At 62.4% G+C, this 21,926-nt stretch carries 14 protein-coding genes and 2 pseudogenes; 7 read left to right on the top strand and 9 right to left on the bottom strand.

Going from position 1 to position 21,926, the window contains the following annotated elements:
• Positions 1–81 precede the first annotated feature (81 nt).
• The 3 genes from G4G93_RS36105 (at position 82) to G4G93_RS25990 (ending at position 3,203) form a co-directional block, all read left to right on the top strand.
• The gene (locus G4G93_RS36105) at positions 82–1,446 is read left to right on the top strand and encodes a PAS domain-containing protein (RefSeq protein WP_053080235.1); all 1,365 of its coding nucleotides are present in this window, start codon (positions 82–84) and stop codon (positions 1,444–1,446) included.
• On the top strand, positions 1,447–2,766 hold the full coding sequence (locus G4G93_RS36110; protein WP_053080236.1) for a putative bifunctional diguanylate cyclase/phosphodiesterase: 1,320 nt from the start codon (positions 1,447–1,449) through the stop codon (positions 2,764–2,766).
• A 197-nt stretch (positions 2,767–2,963) separates the two neighbouring features.
• Positions 2,964–3,203 carry a DUF6894 family protein gene (locus G4G93_RS25990; RefSeq protein ID WP_157080499.1) on the top strand — a complete coding sequence of 80 codons (240 nt, stop codon included), beginning with the start codon at positions 2,964–2,966 and terminating at the stop codon, positions 3,201–3,203.
• Between the two features lie 248 nt (positions 3,204–3,451).
• Here G4G93_RS25990 and G4G93_RS25995 read toward each other — a convergent pair whose 3' ends face one another.
• Positions 3,452–4,051 carry a PAS domain-containing protein gene (locus G4G93_RS25995; RefSeq protein ID WP_048443082.1) on the bottom strand — a complete coding sequence of 200 codons (600 nt, stop codon included), beginning with the start codon at positions 4,049–4,051 and terminating at the stop codon, positions 3,452–3,454.
• A gap of 1,310 nt (positions 4,052–5,361) precedes the next feature.
• Between G4G93_RS25995 and G4G93_RS26000 the strand changes: the two genes are divergently transcribed.
• The gene (locus tag G4G93_RS26000; RefSeq protein WP_157080500.1) at positions 5,362–5,574 is read left to right on the top strand and encodes a hypothetical protein; all 213 of its coding nucleotides are present in this window, start codon (positions 5,362–5,364) and stop codon (positions 5,572–5,574) included.
• 17 nt (positions 5,575–5,591) lie between these two features.
• Here the strand turns inward: G4G93_RS26000 and G4G93_RS26005 are convergent, their stop codons facing one another.
• Both G4G93_RS26005 and G4G93_RS26010 read right to left on the bottom strand, forming a co-directional pair.
• Entirely contained in the window at positions 5,592–8,381 is a 2,790-nt protein-coding gene (locus G4G93_RS26005) for a PAS domain-containing sensor histidine kinase (RefSeq protein WP_053080244.1), read from the bottom strand.
• A 41-nt stretch (positions 8,382–8,422) separates the two neighbouring features.
• Positions 8,423–8,632: a type II toxin-antitoxin system ParD family antitoxin gene (locus G4G93_RS26010; RefSeq protein WP_063838466.1), complete on the bottom strand. Its 210-nt coding sequence runs from the start codon at positions 8,630–8,632 to the stop codon at positions 8,423–8,425.
• Between the two features lie 247 nt (positions 8,633–8,879).
• Here G4G93_RS26010 and G4G93_RS26015 point away from each other — a divergent pair, with 247 nt between their 5' ends.
• Positions 8,880–9,425, top strand: a complete 546-nt coding sequence (locus G4G93_RS26015; RefSeq protein WP_048443084.1) for a PAS domain-containing protein — start codon at positions 8,880–8,882, stop codon at positions 9,423–9,425.
• Positions 9,426–9,575: 150 nt separating this feature from the next.
• On the opposite strand, the gene G4G93_RS26020 is transcribed toward G4G93_RS26015, so the two are convergent.
• From G4G93_RS26020 to G4G93_RS26030, 3 genes are all read right to left on the bottom strand, one after another.
• Positions 9,576–11,324, bottom strand: coding sequence for a methyl-accepting chemotaxis protein (locus G4G93_RS26020; protein WP_048443085.1), 1,749 nt, complete (start codon positions 11,322–11,324; stop codon positions 9,576–9,578).
• Between the two features lie 1,015 nt (positions 11,325–12,339).
• The gene (locus tag G4G93_RS26025) at positions 12,340–12,771 is read right to left on the bottom strand and encodes a hypothetical protein (RefSeq protein WP_157080501.1); all 432 of its coding nucleotides are present in this window, start codon (positions 12,769–12,771) and stop codon (positions 12,340–12,342) included.
• Between the two features lie 71 nt (positions 12,772–12,842).
• Positions 12,843–13,355 (bottom strand): recombinase family protein, encoded by a 513-nt coding sequence (locus G4G93_RS26030; RefSeq protein ID WP_048443086.1) that lies wholly within the window; start codon positions 13,353–13,355, stop codon positions 12,843–12,845.
• A gap of 751 nt (positions 13,356–14,106) precedes the next feature.
• Between G4G93_RS26030 and G4G93_RS26035 the strand changes: the two genes are divergently transcribed.
• Positions 14,107–15,882, top strand: a complete 1,776-nt coding sequence (locus tag G4G93_RS26035) for a cache domain-containing protein (protein ID WP_165088694.1) — start codon at positions 14,107–14,109, stop codon at positions 15,880–15,882.
• Between the two features lie 3 nt (positions 15,883–15,885).
• On the top strand, positions 15,886–18,822 hold the full coding sequence (locus tag G4G93_RS26045; protein WP_053080239.1) for an EAL domain-containing protein: 2,937 nt from the start codon (positions 15,886–15,888) through the stop codon (positions 18,820–18,822).
• A gap of 385 nt (positions 18,823–19,207) precedes the next feature.
• Here G4G93_RS26045 and G4G93_RS26050 read toward each other — a convergent pair whose 3' ends face one another.
• The 3 genes and pseudogenes from G4G93_RS26050 to G4G93_RS26065 form a co-directional block, all read right to left on the bottom strand.
• The gene (locus tag G4G93_RS26050) at positions 19,208–19,582 is read right to left on the bottom strand and encodes a hypothetical protein (RefSeq protein ID WP_157080502.1); all 375 of its coding nucleotides are present in this window, start codon (positions 19,580–19,582) and stop codon (positions 19,208–19,210) included.
• Positions 19,542–21,074, bottom strand: a pseudogene (locus G4G93_RS26055) (methyl-accepting chemotaxis protein). The gene G4G93_RS26050 and the pseudogene G4G93_RS26055 overlap by 41 nt, the downstream one beginning before the upstream one ends.
• Positions 21,075–21,525: 451 nt before the next feature.
• Positions 21,526–21,839 (bottom strand): annotated as a pseudogene (locus tag G4G93_RS26065) (transposase); the annotation flags it as partial.
• Positions 21,840–21,926 lie beyond the last annotated feature (87 nt).

The raw sequence follows: 21,926 nt of genomic DNA on the forward strand, positions 1-21,926 counted from the left end.
GATCCACCCAGCCGTTAGCAATTCTCAACTGGAGGTTGATTTTAGGTCCTGTTAGCAACCACGATGGCACTGATGCGCTGAATGATCCCTTTGCCGGATGCGGAGAGGATCCGTTGGAGCGTTGCGGTGCCCTCTCTGCCACCCTGTGAAACGGACCGTCTGAAGGCGCTGCGGTCGCTCAACATCCTCGGCACAGCGCCCGAGGAGCACTTCGATGCCGTCTGCCGCACCGCCCAGGCACTCTTTGGCGTGCCGATTGCTCTGGTGTCCCTCGTTGATGAGGAGAGCCAGTGGTTCAAGGCCCGGTGCGGGTTCGACATCGACGGCACGCCGCGCGATGCGGCGTTCTGCACCTACACCATCCTTTCCGACAATGTGCTCGTCATTGAGGATGCGGGACACGATGAGCGCGTGCGCAAGAGCCCGCTCGTTACCGGCCGACACGGCGTTCGGTTCTACGCGGGCGCTCCGCTGGTGCTGAAGCCCGGCGTCCGGGTCGGTAGCCTGTGCGTGATGGACACCAAGCCGCGCCCGTTCTCGCCCGAGCAGCGCCGCCAGCTTCAGGATCTCGCTCGCATCGTTGTGGCGCATCTGCACCTGCACGAGGTGACACGGGAGAGCGTCTCCGCTCATGAAGCCTTGCGCGCCGTGACGGAGCGGCTGCGCCTTGCCCAGGAGGCGGCAGGAGCGGGCCTGTTCGACTGGGGCCTCCTCGACAACCGGGCCCACCTCTCTCCCGAGTCGCTGCGGCACCTCGGTCTGTCCGAGGATCACCCTTCGATCGTGACGCTCGATGAGTGGATGGCCACGATCCATCCCGACGACCTGCCAAGGGTGCGCCAGGAAATCGAGCGCGCCGTGGCCACGTGCTCGACCTATAGAGTTGAGTTCCGTGTGCCGCTGCGCGACGGCGGTGAGCGCTGCGTGCTTGGCCTCGGCCGTGTCATCACCGACGAGGCTGAGCGACCTGTGCGCATTGCCGGGATCAGCCTTGACCATACGGATCGTCTACGGGCCGAGGAGGCGCTACGGGCGAGTGAGGCCGCCCTGAAAGCCAGCGAGGAGCGTCTCGCCCTGGCGCTCGACAGCGCCAGTGACGGCTTGTGGGACTACGACGTCGTTACCGATGCGGCCTGGATCTCCGATCACTGGTGCACGATGCTGGGCTACGAGCCGGGCGAGCTTCGCGTCGATCGGAACACCTGGGTGCACCTCCTGCACCCGGACGATAAGTCTCAGGCGCTGCTGCGGATGGGCGAGCACCTGGAGGGGCGCTCACCCGGCTTCGAGAGCGAGTATCGCCTGCGCCGCAAGGATGGAGGCTGGTGCTGGATCCTGGCGCGGGGCAAAGTCGTCGCACGTGGCCCGGCAGGAGCCCCCCTGCGCGTGGTTGGCACCCACATCGACATCAGTGCCCGCAAGACAGCCGAGAGCCGGGTGACCTGAATGGCGCGGCACGACGCGCTGACCGAACTGGCCAATCGCGTCCTGTTCCGCGAGCGCCTCGACCAGCGGCTGGCTGAACTGGAACGTCGGGGCGGGTCGGGCGCGGTGCTGTGCCTCGATCTCGACCGCTTCAAGGCCGTCAACGACACGCTCGGGCATCTCGCCGGTGATGCCCTGCTGCGCGAGATCGCGCACAGGCTGAAGGCGACGCTGCGGGGCGAGGACATCGTGGCCCGCTTCGGCGGCGACGAGTTCGCCGTTCTGCTCCACCAGAGTGACGGGCCCGAGAGAGCGATGCTCGTCGCCGGGCGTCTGATCGAGGCGGTGCAGGCACCCATCATCCTCGGCGCCCACGAGGCGGAGGTCGGAGTCAGTATTGGCATCGCGCTCATCCCGGCCCACGGTGATAAGGCTGAGGTGCTGCTCAAGCGAGCCGATCTCGCACTGTATCGCGCCAAGGACGCGGGGCGAAACACCTTTCGGTTCTTCGAGCCCGCGATGGACGAGGAGGCGGAGGCGCGGCGCAGACTGGAACTCGACCTGCGACGCGCGCTCCAACGCGGCGAGTTCGAACTGCATTACCAGCCGATCCTCGACGTCGCGACCGGCACTATCGCGTCGGCCGAGGCGCTGGTGCGCTGGCGCCATCCCTCACGAGGGCTCGTGCCGCCGGGTGCCTTCATCGCGGCGGCCGAGGAGACGGGGCTGATCGTCCCGCTCGGGGAGTGGGTGTTGCGGGCCGCGACTCACGAAGCACGGCGCTGGCCCGAGCACGTGCGGGTGGCCGTGAACGTCTCAACCGTGCAGGTGCGGCACGGTAACCTGTTTCCGGCTGTGCGCGCCGCCCTCGACGCATCCGGGCTTTCTGCTGAGCGCCTGGAGCTTGAGATCACCGAGAGCGTGCTGATGGCCGATGACGAGCGAGCGAGCGCGGTGCTGCACGATCTGCGGAGCCTTGGCGTGCGCATTGCTCTGGATGATTTCGGGACCGGCTACTCCAGCCTGAGCTACCTGCGCCGCTTCCCGTTCGACAAGCTGAAGATTGACCGCTCCTTCCTCACAGAGGGCAGTAAGGCCGAAGCGGCAGCAATCGTGCGGGCCGCCGCATCACTCGGCCGGGGGCTCGGCATGATCGTCACGGCCGAAGGGGTCGAGACGCAGGAGCAGTTCGACATGGCTCAGGCGGAGGGCTGCACAGAGGTGCAGGGATTCCTCATCGGCCAACCCTGCCCATGCGGAGAACTCCGGAGCCGACTGCGCAAGAGCACGGCTGAGCCCTCACTCGCGCGACAGGGCAGAGCGCATCCACGCGGGAGGTAGTATTCGCTTCTGCAACAAGCTCGTTCCCAATCAATTGGGCATCTATCGCAACCCGCAGTGTCGCAGGGCACCGAAACCGAACCCATGTGGGCGCACATCTCACAGCGATAACGTATCCAATCTCCATCCTTGACTGTGTCATGAACTCAGCTTTAGGAGCCGATTGCGTTCTCTGCGCGGCAGAGATGGAGGATAAGTTGCCCGAGTATTTCTTTGACATCAACGATGGCGGACCGGCACGGGATGTGATCAGTGCTGAATATGCCGATCTCGCCGAAGTACGTCGCGCAGCGATGCAGCTTCTGCCCGACATCGTCCGCGATGATGTTTCCGATCATCAGGACGAGCATTCACTTTCGGTGTCTGTCAGAGATGCAAATGGAAAATCAATTTTTGCAGCATCGCTGAAGTTATGGATTAAAAGATTATCCGAATAAACGGTAGATCGATCAGATTTTATTGCTATTTCTTGAGTTTTTTGTCAATTGAGCACGATTTGAATACCCGTATCGCGACACAACTCATAAATACGTTGGGCACAACAATCTGAGTCTATCTGTTCACTCGGTGTTTAGAAGTAGTATTTTACTCGCGCAACCATATCGCGCGAGGCGATGTGAGATCCTCGGATCGAGTGTTCGAGCCTCGTAGGCGACGGATCATGCCCTACTAGTCGTGCCGTGTGTCAGCACATCGTCCGCTGGTGCTTTCTCTTCGACTGCGTGGCCAGAGTGCGCCCGAGTTCCAGAAGCAGCATGTCCACAAGCTTCAGCAGGAAAGGTCGATCGGCCTCCTGAATGGCCTTGCGGGCCGCCAGACAGTGGTCCGCCGCACGTTCCAGGGGGTCTTCCGGAGGTGAACCGATCCGGCATCCATAGGGCTGGTCACTCAACCGGCTCCCGGTCATGTCGAGGAGTATGCCGCGCCCTCGGAGCGGCTCGCCGCTCTCACCCAGATCGTAGCGCCCACGCGCGAGAACCCAGCGCATCTCTCCGGAAGCAGTCACGATGCGGAACTCCGCGACAAACGCGACTCCCTTGGCGGCACCGTTCATCATCCGCTCGATGACAGCGGCCCGATCATCAGGATGGATGCAGGCAGCAAAACCGGACAGGGGAGTGCCCGCTTCCGTGGCGTAGATGTTACTACCAAGCAACTGCGCAACATGATCATCCGCGTACAACCGATCGGCCCGGATGTTCCACTCCCAGGATCCGACTGCCTCTGTACCAACGGACGGCACGCCGACCGAACTCACGCTGCCGCCCACACCTACCACGTTCATGCCTTACTCCGTTTCGAACTAACCGTTACCTCCCGATCTCCAATGGCTAAGCCAGATACAACGATCGATGCAAATGTCTGTATTGAAACGTGCGCTATGTTATTGCCCGCCATTCATCTGCCACATAGGAGCGGTGTCCTTATTGAAACGGGTGGAGATGGACAGATGAAGGATAAGGCTGGCCTGCCCGCCTGTGGGATGAGCAACGATGCCGAACAGGTCGACCTTCCTGGCTCAGATCAGACCGCCACGAAGGGCATGTCACATCTCGGGCGGCACTCAGGAAACCCGCCCGAACCGGCAGCCATGGTAGCAAAGGCGGAAAGGATACAGCACCAGATTGGAGAAGCTCTTAGCCAATCGGCGTCAAGGTCCTGGAACCTGACCTCCGATGTCTCCCAGCAGCGCAGAAGCACCAGTGACACTTTCGTCACACACACGGATTGTCCTCAGCCAGACGAGTGCCTGGAGTTGGTGCGAGCTTTCATTGGCATCCAGGATCAACAGCAGCGGCAGCGATGCCTCGAATTTATTCGTGAAGTCGCGAGGGCGGAACAGGCGAGGTGAGGCGTTTGATTGTATGCTTCGTACCTTGGTCCTATTCCCTCAAACCACATGAGGCGCCGAACGCGCCCGGCGGAGCCTTGTCGGCAGCGCGCCCGCCAGAGCGTTAGGACCTCGACGGACGCGCTGTGCTGAGGGAAGCAACCGACGCTTGCTTGCAGAAGCTCAACGCAGCTTACGCGCGACCTGTTCCGACGAAGGGCTCCTGAACGAGCAAGTCGAGTTACTCGTCCTTCTACTCACGAGCAGCGAGCACTTCGCCGAGTGCTGCTTCCGTACCGCTCAACTCAAGCGCTCTGACCCTGGTATGGCGAGTGAAGAAGCGCAAGGTTGCCGCAAGACCTGGATCACCACCTTGGTCGGCAGCACGAGCCAACTCCGCGCCTTCACGCGCCATTGTCTCTCGGGCGGCTGCCTCAGTCGCGAGAGCGTCTCGTAGGGATCGAGCCGCCTCTGAAACGCTCGGTGACTTCATCATCACTCCGTCAACCGCAAACCTTCCAATACGAGAACGCCCAGCGGAGGGTTAGGACCTCGCTGGGCGTTCTGGCCTCGATGAAGATCACTGTCGTGCAACACTCAACGTGGGCTGGCAGAGTGCGGTTCCAGGGTAACTCCCTCCGCATCGGCCTGCCGCCGGTTGCATGCACAATCTAGTAAACTGCCGTTAAGCTTGTGATTAGGCTTGATGCCGCCGATCCGGCCCGCAAGCGTTGTTTGACGAACAACCATGCTTCAGGAAGGCCATGCAGCAACTCACCGAGAAATCTCCCGTATGTCTGACATTGGGTAGTTTGATCCTGTCCGGCACGGTCAAGGCCGTGGGTGACACCATCGACATGCCCGCTTCAGCGAGGTCGTCTGCAAAAAAGCTACGACAGCTTGTTCTCGATTTCGGAAATGCCTGTGCACCGATCGGGTTGTGGCTCCCCATCGAGGAGGCGTCCCGTGCGGCCTGAGAGGCGTCGCAGGGCGATCAGGTGCCGCCGATCAGGAGCTTGATGCGAGACGCGAGCGCCTCCATCGCGAACGGCTTGGTCAGGACCTGCATCCCGGGCTCCAGGTGGCCGTGGCCGATAGCAGCGTTCTCCGCATAGCCGGTGATGAACAGCACCTTCAGGTCGGGCCGACGCTCCCGGGCCGCGTCCGCCATCTGGCGTCCGTTCATCCCACCCGGCAACCCGACATCGGTGACGAGCAGGTCGATGCGCACGTCCGATTGGAGCACCTTCAGCCCCGACGCACCATCCGCCGCCTCGATCGCCGCGTAGCCGAGTTCCTCCAGAACCTCTGTCACCAGCATGCGCACGGTCGGCTCATCGTCGACCACCAGCACCGTCTCGCCCTGCTCGGCGCGAGGCGCGTCGGAGAGATCAGCGCCACTCTCAACCAATTGCGCATCGCCGTAGTGACGTGGCAGGTAGAGGCACATCGTCGTGCCCTGGCCCACCTCCGAGTAGATCCGCACCTGCCCGCCCGACTGACGGGCAAAGCCGTAGATCATCGAAAGGCCCAGGCCCGTCCCCTGACCCTGCGGCTTGGTGGTGAAGAACGGGTCGAAGGCGCGCTGGATCACCTCCGGCGTCATGCCGGTGCCGGTATCGGTCACGCACAGCGACAGGTACTGGCCGGGTGGAAGATCGCGCTCGCGCCCAGTGCGCTCATCCAGCCACTTGTTGGCGGTCTCGATGGTGATGCGACCGCCATCCGGCATCGCATCGCGGGCGTTGATGCACAGGTTCAGCAGCGCGTTCTCAAGCTGGTTCGGGTCCACCAGCGCGGGCCACAGACCCGCTGCCCCCACGACCTCGACCTCGACAGCAGGTCCGACCGAGCGACGAAGCAGGTCCTCCATGCCCCCAATCAGGCGGTTCACATCGGTCGGCTTGGGATCGAGCGTTTGGCGGCGAGAGAAGGCCAGCAGGCGGTGTGTGAGGGCAGCGGCTCGCTTCGAGGCTCCCTGAGCCGCGGCGATGTAGCGGTCGACGTCAGTGAGGCGGCCCTGGCTCATGCGTGACTGGAGCAGTTCGAGGCTGCCCGAGATGCCTGCGAGCAGGTTGTTGAAGTCGTGAGCGATGCCTCCGGTCAACTGACCCACCGCCTCCATCTTCTGGGCCTGCCGGAGTTGCTCCTCGGCCTTCTCGCGCTGAGCGATCTCCTCGGTGACGCGCTGCTCCAGGGTCGCGTTGAAGGCGTCCATCTGCGCCTTGGCCCGCAACTCCTGCTCGATATTCCGTACCTCGATCACCGTGCCGATCGGCACTCCGGCGTCGTTGCGGATTGGGCTCGCGGTGAACGCGACGGGGTAGAACGAGCCGTCCTTGTGCACGAAGATCTCCTCGCCCTGCTCCTGCTCGTTTTCAGGAAGGGCTTGGTCGATCGGGCACTCGCACAACGGGTAGGGACTGCCGTCAGGTCGCGTGTGGTGAACCACATCGTGCAGAGGCCGTCCCTGTGTCTCAGCCAGGGTGTAGCCGGTGAGGGTCTCGGCAGCGGCGTTCATGTAGATGCACTGCTGCCGCTCATCCATCATCAGGATGGCCATCGTGGTGTTGCTCAGCACGGCGTCGAGCCGACGCGTGATCTCGGCGAGGCGCTCTTCGGCCAGCTTGCGGTCGTGGATGTCGACCACCGAGCCGATGTAGCCGAGGAAGGTGCCATCCTCGCCCAGGCGCGGATCAGCCGCGTCGATGAACCAGCGGTACTGCCCGTCCGCGCCGCGCAGGCGGTACTCAAGGCGGAATGCCTCCCACCTCGCGTTAGCGGCCAGGAACGTCTCGCCCGACCAGCCGCGGTCGTCGGGGTGCACGGCATCAAGCCAGCCGAGCCCGAGACCAGTGGCTTGCGTCTGGCCCGTGTACTCGTACCAGCGCCGGTTGAGATAGGTGCATGCACCGTCCGGGTCCGTGACCCACATCATCACGGGTGCGTGATCGGCCATGTTGCGAAAGCGCGTCTCGCTCTCGCTCACAGCCCGGTCGGCGCGAACGCGATCCGAGACGTCGCGGTAGAAGACCGCCAGCCCGCCATCAGGCGCGGGGTGGGCGCGCATCTCCAACCATGCCTGATGCCCGTCCTCCCAGGTGTAGGAGTGGGTCAGGCTGACCGGAACCCGCTCTGCCATCGCGTGCCTGTAGAGGCCGCCGATCGTGCTGTCCTCGGAGCCAGGGTACGCTTGCCACAGCGTGCGTCCGACGACCTCAGGCGCGGAGCGTCGCTCCAGGCGTAAGCCCTCGGCGTTGATCTGCATGACGCGAAACTCAGGATCGAGGAGCAGGAAGCCCTCGGCCATGCCTTCGAGCACGCCCTTCGCCTGCGCCTCGCTCTCGCGCAGGCGCCGCTCGGCCAGGACCTGCCTCGTGGTCTCGACGCAGGCGCAGACCATGCCTGCAACCGCACCGTCCCCGTCACGCACGGGCGTGTAGCCGAAGGCGAAGTGGGCCTCCTCCGGGTAGCCGTTGCGGTGCATGGTGAAGGCGATGTCGCTCATGTGCGTCGCCTCGCCCGCGTAGGCGCGCGTGAGGATCGGCTCGACCTGCTCCCAGATGTCGTGCCAGAGGTCCTCAAAGGGGCGGCCCAGGGCTGCCGGGTGCCGGGTGCCGCACATTTCGGCGTAGCCGTCGTTGTAGAGCGTGATGTGCTCGGGCCCCCAGACGATGAGCATCGGCTGGTGCGAGCCGAGCATCACGCCGACGAGGGCCTTGAGAGCGGCAGGCCAGCCGTCAGGAGCGCCGAGGGGAGTGGCGGACCAGTCCGCTGCACGCATCAGAGCGCCGGTCCCGCCGCCGCCCGCCAGGAAAACAGGTGTCACAGGGCGGTCCTGCCGCCCTCTCCGGAGACGGAGGATGGCATCGCGCCCTGAGGTGCGCCGCGCCTGCGTTCATCCTCCTGCAACAGGCGCAGGCCCGCCCGCACAACCTCGCTGGCGCTGGCAAACCGCCCCGTAGCAAGCCTGTCCGCAACGAAGGCGTGCAGTTCGGGGCTGAGGGACACGTTCATGGTTCTGGCTTGACGCATGGATGCCGGTACTTTGGTGCCCCTCCTACCGGGACAGCCAACAAGTGCCAACGGGGCAGTAAGGTTCCGGGAGCGGGACTGGCCCCCAGGTTTCACTGGCCCGCGCTCGCTCCTTTCAGGCGTGAGAGGCCAATGGTGCAGTGAGGAGGTTCAGACAACGTCGAATGCCCCCGCGGATCTTACAGCCATGCCGCTCGTTTGCTCAGACCTCGTAGGCGGGGTAAGGCAGTGTTGTGGGAGGCGTCGGATGATCTGGGCGGCCGATCAGCGTGGTCACATTGCATACGTCTGCCGCGAGTGGAAGGAGATGACCGGTCAGGATACCGAACAGGCATGTGGGAGCGGGTGGCTCGATATGATCCACCCCGAAGACCGGGATTTCGTTGCGAAAGCCTTCATGAAGGCTCTTGCGAAAGCCGCGAGCTTCACCATGACGTATCGGCTGCGATCCAGGACGTCCGAGTACATCTGGGTCCGCAGCAGTGCGATCCCGTCATTCAGCCCGGACACGTCGGTGTTCCTAGGGTATCTCGGATCACTGAGCAGTGGCGGCGAGCACCAGCCGACAGCGGCGGACGCCCAGCTTGATGTGTTCAATCCGCCAGAGCCGTCACCCGGGTTCGAGCCGCTCAGCCCCCTTGATCGAGTTGCCGATCATCTCATGCTGGCACACAGCGCCGCGCAAGCTGCGCGAGATACCGTGCTGATGCAGATGATCGAGATCTCCCTGTTCCAGGTCGGAAAGCTTCTGTCCCAGCAGGGGCATGCCACCCACGGCGGCAATGTTCACTGAAGCCGGATCGGGTCAGACCTGAACTGCATGCGAGCGGGAGGGGCCGAACTTGGGCGGAGGTGGAGATAGTTGATGTCGAAGTCGGCGAAAGCGTGCAGGCGGTTCAGTTGAGCTTAATCCATGCATAAACCCTAAGCCCCTGAACCATTCCTACGCCGCATGAGCCTTGTTCGCATGCGTCAAGGCTGGGTGCCTGACTCTCTTCATCAACTGTATCCCTGCCATCTCGGCTGAGACCCACATCACCTCGGCCTGAACGCATTGCCCATCTGCGAAGGTCATGTCGACCTTCTTACCGACTGCAAGGCCCGGCACGATGGTGATGCGCGCGCCTGACTGCGAGAGGTCACAGAGGCGGCTGGCACTCTCCCGGCCATCAATCCGCACCATCACAGGTTCGTCGAGTTGTACGCGCAGGGCTTCACGGCGCTCAGACAGATCACGGGTGACGGCGCTGACGAACTCCTCCACGGAGTGCGTCAGGGTCTGGGCAACAGTCCGGAGCGTCTGGGACACGCCCAGAGCCTCCTCCGCGTGCTGCTGCGTCTCCTGCGTTGCGTGGGCCACAACCTCGGCCCCCTCGCGCGCATCCGTGCTGCCTTGCGCCACCCGTGCGATCGTCCGTGACATCTCAGCCGTGGCGCTCTGCTGCTCGGCCACGGCCTGGGTAATCGCGACCGTCAGGCCCTCGATCTCCTGCATCGAGGAGGCGATCCCATCGATGGCTCTCACGGTCTTGCCCGTGGAGCCCTGGATCGCGCTGACCTGCGTGACGATCTCGTCCGTGGCTCGCATCGTCTGGGATGCCAAGCCCTTCACCTCGGCCGCAACGACGGCGAAGCCACGTCCCGCCTCGCCCGCCCGTGCGGCCTCGATCGTGGCATTCAGGGCCAGTAGGTTCGTCTGATCCGCAATCGCCTTGATCAGCCCAATCACGGCTCCGATCCGCTCGGCCGTCGCGGCGAGTTCCCGAACGTCGACGTTGGTGGTTCGGGCCTCATCGCTGATCCGCTGGATCAGGTCGCGCGCCTGTCCAGTCTGCGTCACGATCCCCGCCATCGAGGCGCTCAGTTCCTCGGTGCCCGCAGAGACGGAGAGCACGTTCTGCGCGATGGCGGTCGCGGTTGAGCGCGCCTGCAACGCCTGTCGGCTGGATTGCGTGGCAACGCCGCTCAAGGCCAACGCGGTCTCGCGCATGCCGATCGTCTGCTCCTCGACCTGCCGCTCGACCTCGATCAGGTGATCCCGGAAGCCTGTGACCACTTCGGCCAGGGAGTGCTGCCGGTAAACCTCGAAGCCACGCTCCTGCTGCGCGGTCTGCTCAGCGAGGCGTTGCGCCGTCGCGCTTTGCGCAGCCGCGACGGCTGCCTGCTCGGACTCAGCGATGGCGCGGGTCAGTTGACGTGCAGCCAGGATGAGAGCGGCAGCCTCGATCAGGATGACGACGGCGTGCAGGACGACCCGACCGTAGTCGGCCCCGTTCGGGAACACAGCGGCTGGGTAGACGACGTTGAGCGCGAGATGATGCACGGCGACCACAGCCGTCGCGATCACGACAGATGACCAGCAGCCCCAGCCAGCGACCACGGCCAGGGCCGCGAAGAACACCATGTGCATGTCGATCTGGAGGTGCGTCCCCGCCAGGGAGAACACGAGGAGGCCGACCAGGGCCATCGTGGCGGCGGAGGAGAGATGACGGGTGACGAGCGCAGCGCCTGACTGGTAGGCCGCGATGAAGACCACGCTGAGGAGCGCCCCGCCCACGCTCGCGACAGCAAGAGGTTGCCCACTGGTGATCCACGCCGCGACGACGACGGCGAGATAGAGCAAGCCGAGCCCGGTGAGCAGGACGGGCAGGAATGCGCGACGAAGGCGATCGAGGCCGTTGGGGGTGGTCATGAGCGTGGAGCCTGCCGAAAGGAGGACGTAGCGGCGGTAGGGAGACAGCCATTCAGGGGGGAAGCAGCCAGCACCAGGGTCGCGCCAGCGCGGTACAGGGCCTCAACGAGATCAGGACGTGAGGCATGAAGGACGGCCACGTGGCCGTGGGTCGACAACCAGAGGATCTGTCCGCCCGCAGCAGTAATCGCACGCGGCAGCGGCGCGTCTGGAACGAAGGTCACGACGGCGACCGGCTCCCCAGGGCGGGGGCACAGCGCCAGGACGACAGGTGCAAGTCCACAGAGCAGCACGAAGCCGACGACGAGCGCCTTGCTCCGTAAGGCCCGACCACTCGGCGTCTGAACGATCATGCGGATGCAGTCGAAGAGCGTGGTGCTCGGCGAGCGCCAGAGCGTGACCCAGAGTCTGGTTCCGGATTATACCAGCAACTATACTTGCAATCGTTAATGAAAGGTGCGCTTTCGGTCAAATCGAAGACCGAAGCGCATTAGACCTGTTGGCCTAGTCGACAACGTTTTCGACAAATTCTCGGCTTCACTGCAAGCGTTCATCAGCATCCACAGCCAGCGGCAGCAACGCCGTACTCATTTTGGTGGCGCCAGGGAAAATCATGAGAGATGAGGCTATGTTCGGGTGCCTCATCTCTCACCCTGTACTCGCACAAAGGGAGGGGTAATGAGTGGTAATCGCTCGGAGGAGTTCTTGGACGGCAGAGCGCCCGCCAGAGGGTTAGGACCTTGACGGGCGCGCTGTACTGAGGAGACAGATGAAGACTCTTCTCGAAAGCCTAACGCGCGCCTCACGCAAAGAGTTCCCGAACGATGTCGCCGAAATCTAACAGTCAAGCTACATCTTGTCTGAACAAGATCATCACGATATTGGCTGAAGGTTACTAACTACCCGCGCAAACGGCACAGCCTGACAGCATCCTCGTCGGATGAGTAGAGGGGGGGCACGATGCCTAACGTAATTCGTGAACGCGCCCGATCGTCAGTGAAGCTCATGCTAAAATTCAGGGACTGATGTCACCTCGTTGCATCAATCCTGGACGAACCTGCGACTTTCGCAACACCGAAAGAGTGTCATCAAGTTCGCGCATGAGATGGGTAACTGCGCGGAACGACACGATCCCCGCGTGGTTTTCAGGCGGCTCTTCGAGAGCACCGCGCAATTGCTCGATCTCGGCGATCTTCGCCTGGATGATACTGAGATCCTCCTCCGTGGGGCCCCCAGCGTGCTCCAGCATGCTTTGGAGCGTCCACTGCTGGACCCGCAGGAGCAGGAGAGTGTCGAGATCATCATAGAGGTCAGCCTCGGCATCCGACGAACTCTCCCCCATCTGATAGAGCTTCTCGATCCCGGCGGCGCGTGCCGACGAGCGCATCTCGATCTCGGCAATGCGCCGCCGGACGCTCCGAAGGGAAGCGGCGATGTTGGTTGTCATTGGGTCCAAGGTCATCTCACAGGCAGGTCCCGCAGGTGGCACTGTCATTCTTGCAAGTATGTATGGTCGGGTCAGGCGAGTACCCGGCTGACCTGTGTCGCGGTCCAGGCGCTGCCGTTCGGCGTGCCGATGCCGCGTGCATTCAGTTCGGCCGCAATCCCGCTAAGGGTCGTGATCCCGCGTGCTCGAATATCCTCGATCGATCGCCGAACCTTGAGCTTGAACGCTTCGGCGCGCGCCTGCCGGGCAGCAACGCCCGCCCTTGAACCGATTTCGGGCTGTGGGCTCCCGAGCGTCACGCCGCGCGCCTTGAGAGCCGCGAGGGCAGCCCTGGTGCGCTCCGAGATCTTCTGGCGCTCGACGTCGGCGAACCAGCCCATGATCTGGAGCATCGGGCGGTCGGCATGGGGCATGTCGACGGCGGTGAAGGGTGTCTCAACGTAGCGCCTGCCGCGCCGCTCGCCGCGCAGAAAGGTTGCGATGTAGGCGAGGTCGCGACTGAGCCGATCGAGGCGGGCGACGATCAACGTCGCCTTGTGCTTGTTGGCGGCGGCGCGTGCCCGGATCAACTCCGGCCGCATCATACGTTCGTTTGATCGTGTAAAGTTCGCCGCCTCCAGCGGCTCAAACCGCCAAATAGCTGTGCACAGTCGCTGATCCTGCTTGACAATCTGCCCGGGCTTCAACCTTGCCCCCATCGAGTCTATGCCGGGCATCCCGCCAACGCGCGTGGTGCGCGCCGCCGCGTCGAGCCCTGCCGGAATGACCTCGGGCGTCGCGGCGCGACGACTCTGGGGTTTGGGGCACCAAGGGGCAGGCGAGCCGCGGGCGCGCATTCGTCCAGCGGTACACGCACAACGGCCAGGAGATGACTGTCCCCAGATAGCTCAGGCCGAGGGGCTCAAACCCAAGACGCTTGACGCGCGCCTCCGAAAGGGCATGCCACTTGAAGAGGCGCTCGATCCCGTAGTTCGGTCCGGATCAGGGCGGCCACGTCGCTAGCTGCTATCCGTGCCTAGACGTCGTCCCTGACCCAGATCTGACGATGATCGATCATCCGAAAAGGCGGCGGTGAATGAGGGCGGCAAGTTCAGCTTGTCCGCGCATACTCATTATTCGGTTCTGGAAACTAAGATTTCTCAGCGTCATCGTTAGCACAGCATCTCCAGTCGCGGAGAGAAAAAGACTATACCGATTTATATAATTCGTTCAACCAAATAATTATGAGTATTTTCCAATTGATTCAGCATTCATAAATTATTTCTGAAGTTGAATGAAAGACACGCGTCGGAACTATCGGCGATGGGAAGCGCACTCGCGAGAAGGGTCGAGCCCATGGAGGAGAAATTGTCTTTCGGGATCAGGACACAACTTCACGTCCTCACAGCCGCAGCGGTTCTTGGCATCGCAGTCATCGTTGTCCTCGCGGGCTTCGCCCTGCGCGATGCCGTTGTCGATGCGCGCATGACGAAGACCCGCCAACTGGTCGAAGCCGCGCACAGTCTCGTCGCCGGGTTTGCCGAGCAAGAACGCACCGGCAAGCTTGACCGTAAGCAGGCGCAGGATCTGGCCACAGCAGCCCTGAAGGCGATGCGCTACGACCGCAGCGAGTACTTCTGGGTCAACGACATGCACCCACGCATGATCATGCATCCGACCCGCTCGAAGCTCGACGGCACCGACCTCACAACCTCCAAGGACCCGAACGGCAAGACCCTCTTCGTCGAAATGGTCGAGGTCGTGCGCAAGTCCGGTGCCGGGTTCGTGCCCTACCAGTGGCCCAAGCCCGGCGAGGACCAGCCCGTCGACAAGCTGTCCTACGTCAAAGGCTTCGAGCCCTGGGGCTGGGTCATCGGCTCCGGCGTCTACGCCGATGATACCGCGGCTCAGGTTCGCACCGCGCTCTTCGGCCTGCTCAAGGGCGTCGTTCTCGCGGCGGGACTGATTGCCCTTCTCGCCGTCATGATCGGGCGCTCGATCGCCGGGAAGATCCGTCATCTGGCGAGCGTCATGCGCAGGCTGGCGGATGGTAACCTCCAGCAGGAGATCCCGTCCGTTGCCCGGCGCGACGAGATCGGCGCCATGGCCAAGGCCGTGCTGGTGTTCCGCGACAACGCCATCGCGCGCGAGCGCCTGGAGGAGGAGGCCGCGCAAACCGAGCACGAGAAGGCCAAGCGCAACGGAGAGCTTGAGGCCAGCCTTGCCGCCTTCCAGAGCGCGATGCGCAACGTCGTGAGCACCGTTGCGGGCAATACCGCCGAGATGCAGCGCACTGCCGAGGCCCTCACGTCGATCTCGACCCAGACCTCCCAGGAGGCCGATGCCGCGACAGCAGTGTCGGGCCAGACCTCCGAGCACGTCACGATGGTAGCGGCCTCCACCGATCAACTCTCAAGTTCGATCCAGGAGATCTCCCGGCAGGTGCAGGGGGTAGCCGAGATCGTGCGCCAGGGAAGCGAGACCGCGACGGCATCCGCGCGTCAGGCGCACGCGATGGCGGAGGTCGGCGAGCGCATCGCGGCGGTGATCGGGTCGATCCAGTCGATCGCCTCACAGACGAACCTGCTCGCCCTGAACGCGACGATCGAGTCGGCGCGCGCCGGGCAGGCAGGCAAGGGCTTCGCCGTGGTTGCCTCGGAGGTGAAGATGCTGGCGGGTCAGACAGCGCGCGCCAGCGACGAGATCGTCGCTCGGGTCGGCGAGATCCAGGCCACCACGCGCCATGTCCTGGCGGCCAACGAGCAACTGGTCACGATGATGCACGACATCCTGACGGCGACGACGGCGGTCGCCTCGGCCGTCGAGCAGCAGAATGCCGCGACCGGCGACATCGCCCGCAGCGTGCAGGTGGCAGCCGATGGGACAGAGAAGCTCGCCCTGAACATCTCGGAGGTGCGCTCGGGAGCGCGTGAGACGGAGAAGCATGCGGGCGCGGTTCTTGAGGTGACCAAGGCGATGCTGTCGCAATCCTCGCTGATCGAGGAGCAGCTTCGCGCCTTCGTACACGCGCTCCGGGTGGGTCCGATGGACCGCCGCAAGGGCAGCACCAGCAAGCTCTATCAGGGTCATGACCGGCGCTCCCAGTCCACCGATGCTCTGAAAAGTGCGTAGACTATGCACCACATGCTGGATCGCGAAGGCGAGCGCCTGGAAGCTGTTCATCGACTGGCTGCTGTCGGCACAGGGCCCGAGGCGCAATTCGACGCGATCTGTCGGGTCTTGCGCCGGATCTTCGATGCGCCAATCGCCCTCGTCTCAATCGTCGAGCACGACCGCGTATGGTACAAGGCCAAGTGCGGCCTTGAGGTCGAGAATGCGCCGCGCGACGTCGCGGTCTGCGCCCATACCATTCTCAGCGACGACGTTCTGATCGTCGAGGACCTCGCTCGGGACATCCGGTTCCGGAACAACCCGCTCGTGACCGGAGATCCCGGCCTGCGAGCCTACGCAGGCGTTCCCCTGGTCCTTGCCCCAGGGCTCAGGGTCGGCGCACTCTGCGTCATCGACACGTGGCCGCGCACCTTCCTCGCGGAGCAGATCGACCAGCTTCGCGACCTCGGTGAAGTCGTCGTCGCTCAGTTGCGGGAGTACGAAACGCGACGCGCAAGGGCGAACGCCGAGCGGAAAAGCAGCGAGACCGTCTCTGTCCTCAACGCCACCCTGGAGCACATGGACCAGGGCCTGATGATGGTCGACGAGTTCGACGTCGTTCGGGTTTGCAACGGTCGCGCGATGGAGATGCTCGACCTGCCCTCCGAGATGATGCGGGCGCAGCCGACCTTCGCGCAGGTTCGTCAATACCAACTCGATCAGGACGAGTTCCGCCAGTCGCCCGAGTTCATGCGACAGTGGGTGAAGAGTTCCGGACTGGAGAGGACCCATCACGTCTACGAGCGCGAACGGTCCAATGGCCGGATCCTTGAGATCCGCACGGTGCCGCTCGCCGCGGGCGGGGCGGTACGAACGTACAGCGACGTCACCGAGCGCAGGCGGGCCGAGCATCAGGTCCTGGCAAGCGAGGCGCGCTACCGCGTCCTCGCTGATGGGCTGCCGCAAATGGTCTGGGTCATGCGCGTCAGCGATGGCGAGTTGCTCTACCGCAACACGCGGTTCGTGGACTACTTCGGTGAGATCGGCACGGCGCGCACGGCCCGGGTCCAACGGAACCACCCCGACGATGCCGAGCGCGTCGCGCGCGAGTGGGCTCGCTGCTGCTCAGAGGGCCAGCCCTTCGACATCGAGGTTCGTCTTCGCCGCTGGGACGACGCCTACCGCTGGCACAAGTTGGTGATGACTCCTGTTCGCAAGGGAGACGAGGTCGTCGAGTACCTGGGCACGGCCCTCGATATCGAAGACATCATCTCGGCTCACGAGTCGCTGCGGGTCACGACGGACCGCCTCCGGCTCGCCCAGGCGGCGGCGGGGGCGGGTCTGTTCGACTGGAACCTGCTCGACGGCAGCGCGGTACTCTCGCCGGAGGCGCTGCGGCTGTTCGGCTTTCCCGAGGATCGCACCTCCCCGGTAACACGCGACGAGTGGTCGGCGGCGATCCAGCCCGACGATCTGACGACCCTGGCAGTCGAGGTCGAGCAAGCCTTGAAGACGGGCGAGACCCTCAGGATCGAGTACCGCGTACCTCAGCCGGATGGATCCCAGCGCTGGATCATGAGCATGGGCCGTGTGACGACGGGACCCGATGGGCAGGCGATCAGCGTCCTCGGCATCAGCGTCGACATCACGGAACGCAAGCAGGCCGAAGCTAAGATCGCCCATATGGCCCGCCACGACGTGCTCACCGACCTGCCAAACCGCGCGCTGTTCCGCGAGCGCGTCGAGCAGCGGTTGGCGGAAGTGCGCCGTCATGGAGGCTTTTGCGTGCTGATGGTCCTGGATCTCGATGGCTTCAAGGCGGTCAATGACAGCCTCGGCCATCTCGCGGGCGATGCCCTGCTCTGCGAGGTCGCGCGTCGGTTCCGGGCCGCGCTGCGCGTCGAGGACACGGTCGCGCGGTTCGGGGGCGATGAATTCGCGATCCTGCTCGGCGGGGCGCTGCGCCTGGAGGGCGTCAGGAACCTTGCCGAACGCCTCGTCGAGGTCGTGCGCGAGCCGATCCGGATCGACGGGCAGCAGATTGGTATCGGCGTCAGCATCGGCATCGCGATCAGCACCGGGCACGGTCAGGATACCGAGAGCCTGCTGCGTCACGCCGACCTCGCGCTCTACCGCGCCAAGCACGATGGCCGGAACACCTACCGGTTCTTCGAGCCCGGGATGGATCAGGCGGCCGAGGAGCGGCGGCGCCTCGAACTCGATCTGCGTCTCGCCCTGCGTCGAGGCGAGTTCGAGTTGCACTACCAGCCGATCGTGGACCTTGCCTCGGGCAAGGTCGTGGCGGTCGAGGCGCTGGTGCGCTGGCGACATCCGACACGCGGTCTGATCTCGCCGGGAGAGTTCATCCCGCTTGCCGAGGAGACGGGTCTGATCGTGCCGCTCGGCGAGTGGGTGCTGCGGACGGCGATCCGGGACGCGCGGGATCTCCCCGAGCATGTCCGGGTCGCGGTCAACATCTCGCCGATCCAGATTCGGCACGCCAGCTTCGGCGCGACCGTTCGTGCGGCCATGTCCGATGCTGCGCTGCCACCTGATCGGCTGGAGTTGGAGATTACCGAGAGCGTTCTGCTCGGCGATAGTCCCTTGGTGAAAGATGTTTTAGCCAGTCTACGGAGTATCGGAGTTCATTTGGCTTTAGACGACTTTGGTACCGGGTATTCTTCCCTGAGCTACTTGCGCCAGCACCCGTTCGGTCGCATCAAGATCGATCGCTCCTTCCTCGTCTCGATCGCGGATACGGCGGCGATGGAGATCCTGCGCGCGATCGTGAGCCTGGGACGAGGTCTGGGCATGACAGTCACAGCCGAAGGTGTTGAAACACAGGAGCAACTCGCGGTCCTTCGTGCAGAAGGCTGCGAACAGGTCCAGGGTTACCTGTTTGGTAAACCCCAGCGGTTGCTCGAATTACATACCCTAAAATCTCATGCCTCGAAAAGTTAAATGACTTGGTAGCAAAGCGGGCGGCGAACCTTGCGGACTTATCCGTAAGCAATCGATGTCATTACATAAGTGATAGTATAGATTTCGCCCGTGCACACTAATTTTATTTAAAATTGTTGTATCATTCTGAATTGCCTCTATACCAGTTATTAGGCGACACTCGCGCCATTGTCATCTCCTCTCATCATCACAAACCGCTATTTGCGCAGACCGTTGAATGCGATCTTTGAAGTTATCTTCGCAAAAGCTACGTGGATGACGTCGATCGATGAACTTCCCGCATTTGGGGATATGGCCGGGCAGGCTCCTTGTTACAATGCAAGTGCATCGAACCGCCTGCCCGGCATAGATCATCGCGTGTGTCACGCATGACACTACGAGAAAACTACGGAGATGCTTGTTGTGTTGCTACATCGGCAAACATGAAGACGATTTTCTTTATGTTCTCTGCATCTGCTATAACGCTTCGCGCCAGTGCTCCTATGCCCTCATGAGGAAGATCAAGGTTGATCAACATATCCTCTATCTTTTTTATCTCTGACCGAATTATGTCGCAGGTCAGATCCAATTCTTGACTGAGCGATCGCATATGCTTAGTTCGGGATCCAAGATCAACACCTGCGATATCTGCCTTGGAAAACTCGAAACACAAGCGGTCTGCTTGATGATCACTCATGCATTTTTCAGGGAAAATACAGATGTCAGCCATCTTCGAACCTTCATGCAGCGCGAACAGATTGAAGAAAGCGATGAACTTCATTCGTGAGATGCTCGGACTGTCGGGAGAGTTCAGACGCGGAGGCGAGCACCTGACTGGCCGCAGCGCCGGTATCCTCTGACGCCTAGGCGACGCCGACGATGTTCGAGGTCACCTCGGCCGTCCCGGTGGCTGCCTGGGCGACGTTGCGCACGATTTCCTGCGTCGCCGCACTCTGCTCCTCGACCGCCGAGGCGATGGTCGTGGTCACCACGTTGATCTCGTGAATGCGCGCCGTGATCGAGCCAATGGCTGAGACCGCCTGACCCGTCACACCCTGGATACGTCCGATATGCCCTCCGATTTCGTCCGTTGCCCGGGAGGTCTGCGCGGCGAGTTCCTTGACCTCGGCGGCTACTACCGCAAAGCCCCGGCCAGCAGCGCCTGCCCGAGCCGCCTCGATGGTGGCGTTTAACGCCAGAAGGTTCGTCTGGCTTGCGATCGTAGAAATCAACCCGACGACGTCGCCCACCTTCGTGACGGCCACGGTGAGTTCCTCGACGAGGAGTGCTGTGCGATCCGCCTCGCTGACGGCAACCTGAGCGAGGGAAGCCGAGCCCTGCACCTGCCTCCCGATCTCCTGAACGGAGGCGCCTCGTTCCTCTGATGCCGCCGCCACGGTGCTGACATTAGACGCTGCCTGCTCGGCTGCTGCCGCAACAGTCGTAGATTGCGAAGCCGTCTCGGCGGCGGTTGCAGTCATCGTAGAGGCCGTGGCTTGCAACTCGGTCGCAGAGGCAGAGACCATGCCAACGATGCCGCCGATCGCTTGCTCGAAGACGTCGGCGAGTTCAGCCGTCGCGCGCCGCCGCTCAACGGTCGCGGCCTCATCGGCGATGTGCTTGATCTCGGCCTGTTCGGCAGCCTTCTGCGCCACCAGAGCCTTGATAACCTCAACCGCCTTGCCCACGAGACCAATCTCGTCTCGCCGGGCCGACTCTTGAATCTTAGCCTCGATGTTGCCTTTGGCCATGCCTTGCAGGACACCAACCAAGTTCGAGAGTGGGCGAGTAATGCCGAAGGCAGTAATGTAAATAGCGAGAACAAAGGTCAGAAACAACCCTGCGATGGCCGACACGGTCAGTCGCATCGTGGCGGCGTCCGCTTTTTCCTGTGCGTCACGCTTTGCGTCTGTCAACTCACTTGTAAGAATATTAAGGCGAGATTGAACAAACTACCGAACTTTCGTGCGAGCAGCAGCGCCCTCAAAAAGAGCGATTTCGCTCGCCGTAGCAGGCTCGCTCTTAAGTCCTGCTTCGGCCGACCGGTCTAGAGTTTTATAAAATGCTTCGACTTCTTTACGCAAATCCTTGAGCGTTGAGCGACGCTCTGATGTGTCTGCAAGAGTGATAGTCTTATCAATTGCGTCGTATGTATTCTTTGCGGCTTGATCGTAGCGAGCTTTGTAATCTGCCATTTCGGCTTCGCGTGCCTCAATAATGATGTTCCGGTTCTGAACTAGTGCCTCATTCACGTTGATGTGAACCGTTAACATGCTTTCGAGTCTGGCAACCTGGACATCGACAATATTCTAAGTTCGGTCGCTCAAAGCGCTAAAGGCTGTATGAGCATAGTACACCAGTCCTGTTGCAATTGTCGACACAAACACTAATGGAACTAATATCTTCGTGACTATCTTGAGATCGGAAAGTCGCAACATCTCATCAACTTCTTGTGAAGGTTAATAACTTGGATGACAAACACAAAAAATTGCTTACCATAACTTTACATTTCACCGTTAAATGAAGGTTTAATGATGTATGATGCTACGGTCGAAATCTAATCGCGACCCGAAGCGGATGGCCTGCCATACAGCGCTAGTGCACTGACGCCTTCAAAAGGTACATAGTTCGTTGCGATTTCCGCTGCGTTTGCAGGCGGTTGGCGAGATCGGGCGTGGTGCTTTCGTCGGCGTCAGTGCACTAGCATCAAGCGGGCAGGAGCAGATGAGCCTCATGAACCTGGTGCACGAGCTCGCGTCGGCTAGCAGGCGTCAGAGCTTTTTTGCGAGCACGTCCTGCAGGATGTGTTTGTCGAGGCTCAGATCGACCACAAACCGCTTAAGCTTGCGGTTCTCCTCCTCCATCTGCTTCGGGCGCTGTGGCTCGCCCGTGCCCAAGCCGCCGTAGAGACTCTCCCAGCGGTAGACCGTCCGCTCGGAGATCCCAATCCGGCGCAGCGCCTCCGCCACCGGTGTCCTGGTCTCAGCCTGTTTCCGGGCGAAGGCGATCTGCTCCTCGGTAAACCTGTTCTTCTTCACGGCTCTGCTCCTCCCGTCATGGGCTCACAAAACCGGAAAACTCGCACTCAGGCTGAACCAGAGCTATGGGGGGACGTCGTGCGCTCG

It is taken from the genome of Methylobacterium sp. DB0501 (genome assembly GCF_011043735.1).
GTDB classification, from domain to species: Bacteria; Pseudomonadota; Alphaproteobacteria; order Rhizobiales; family Beijerinckiaceae; genus Methylobacterium; species Methylobacterium alsaeris.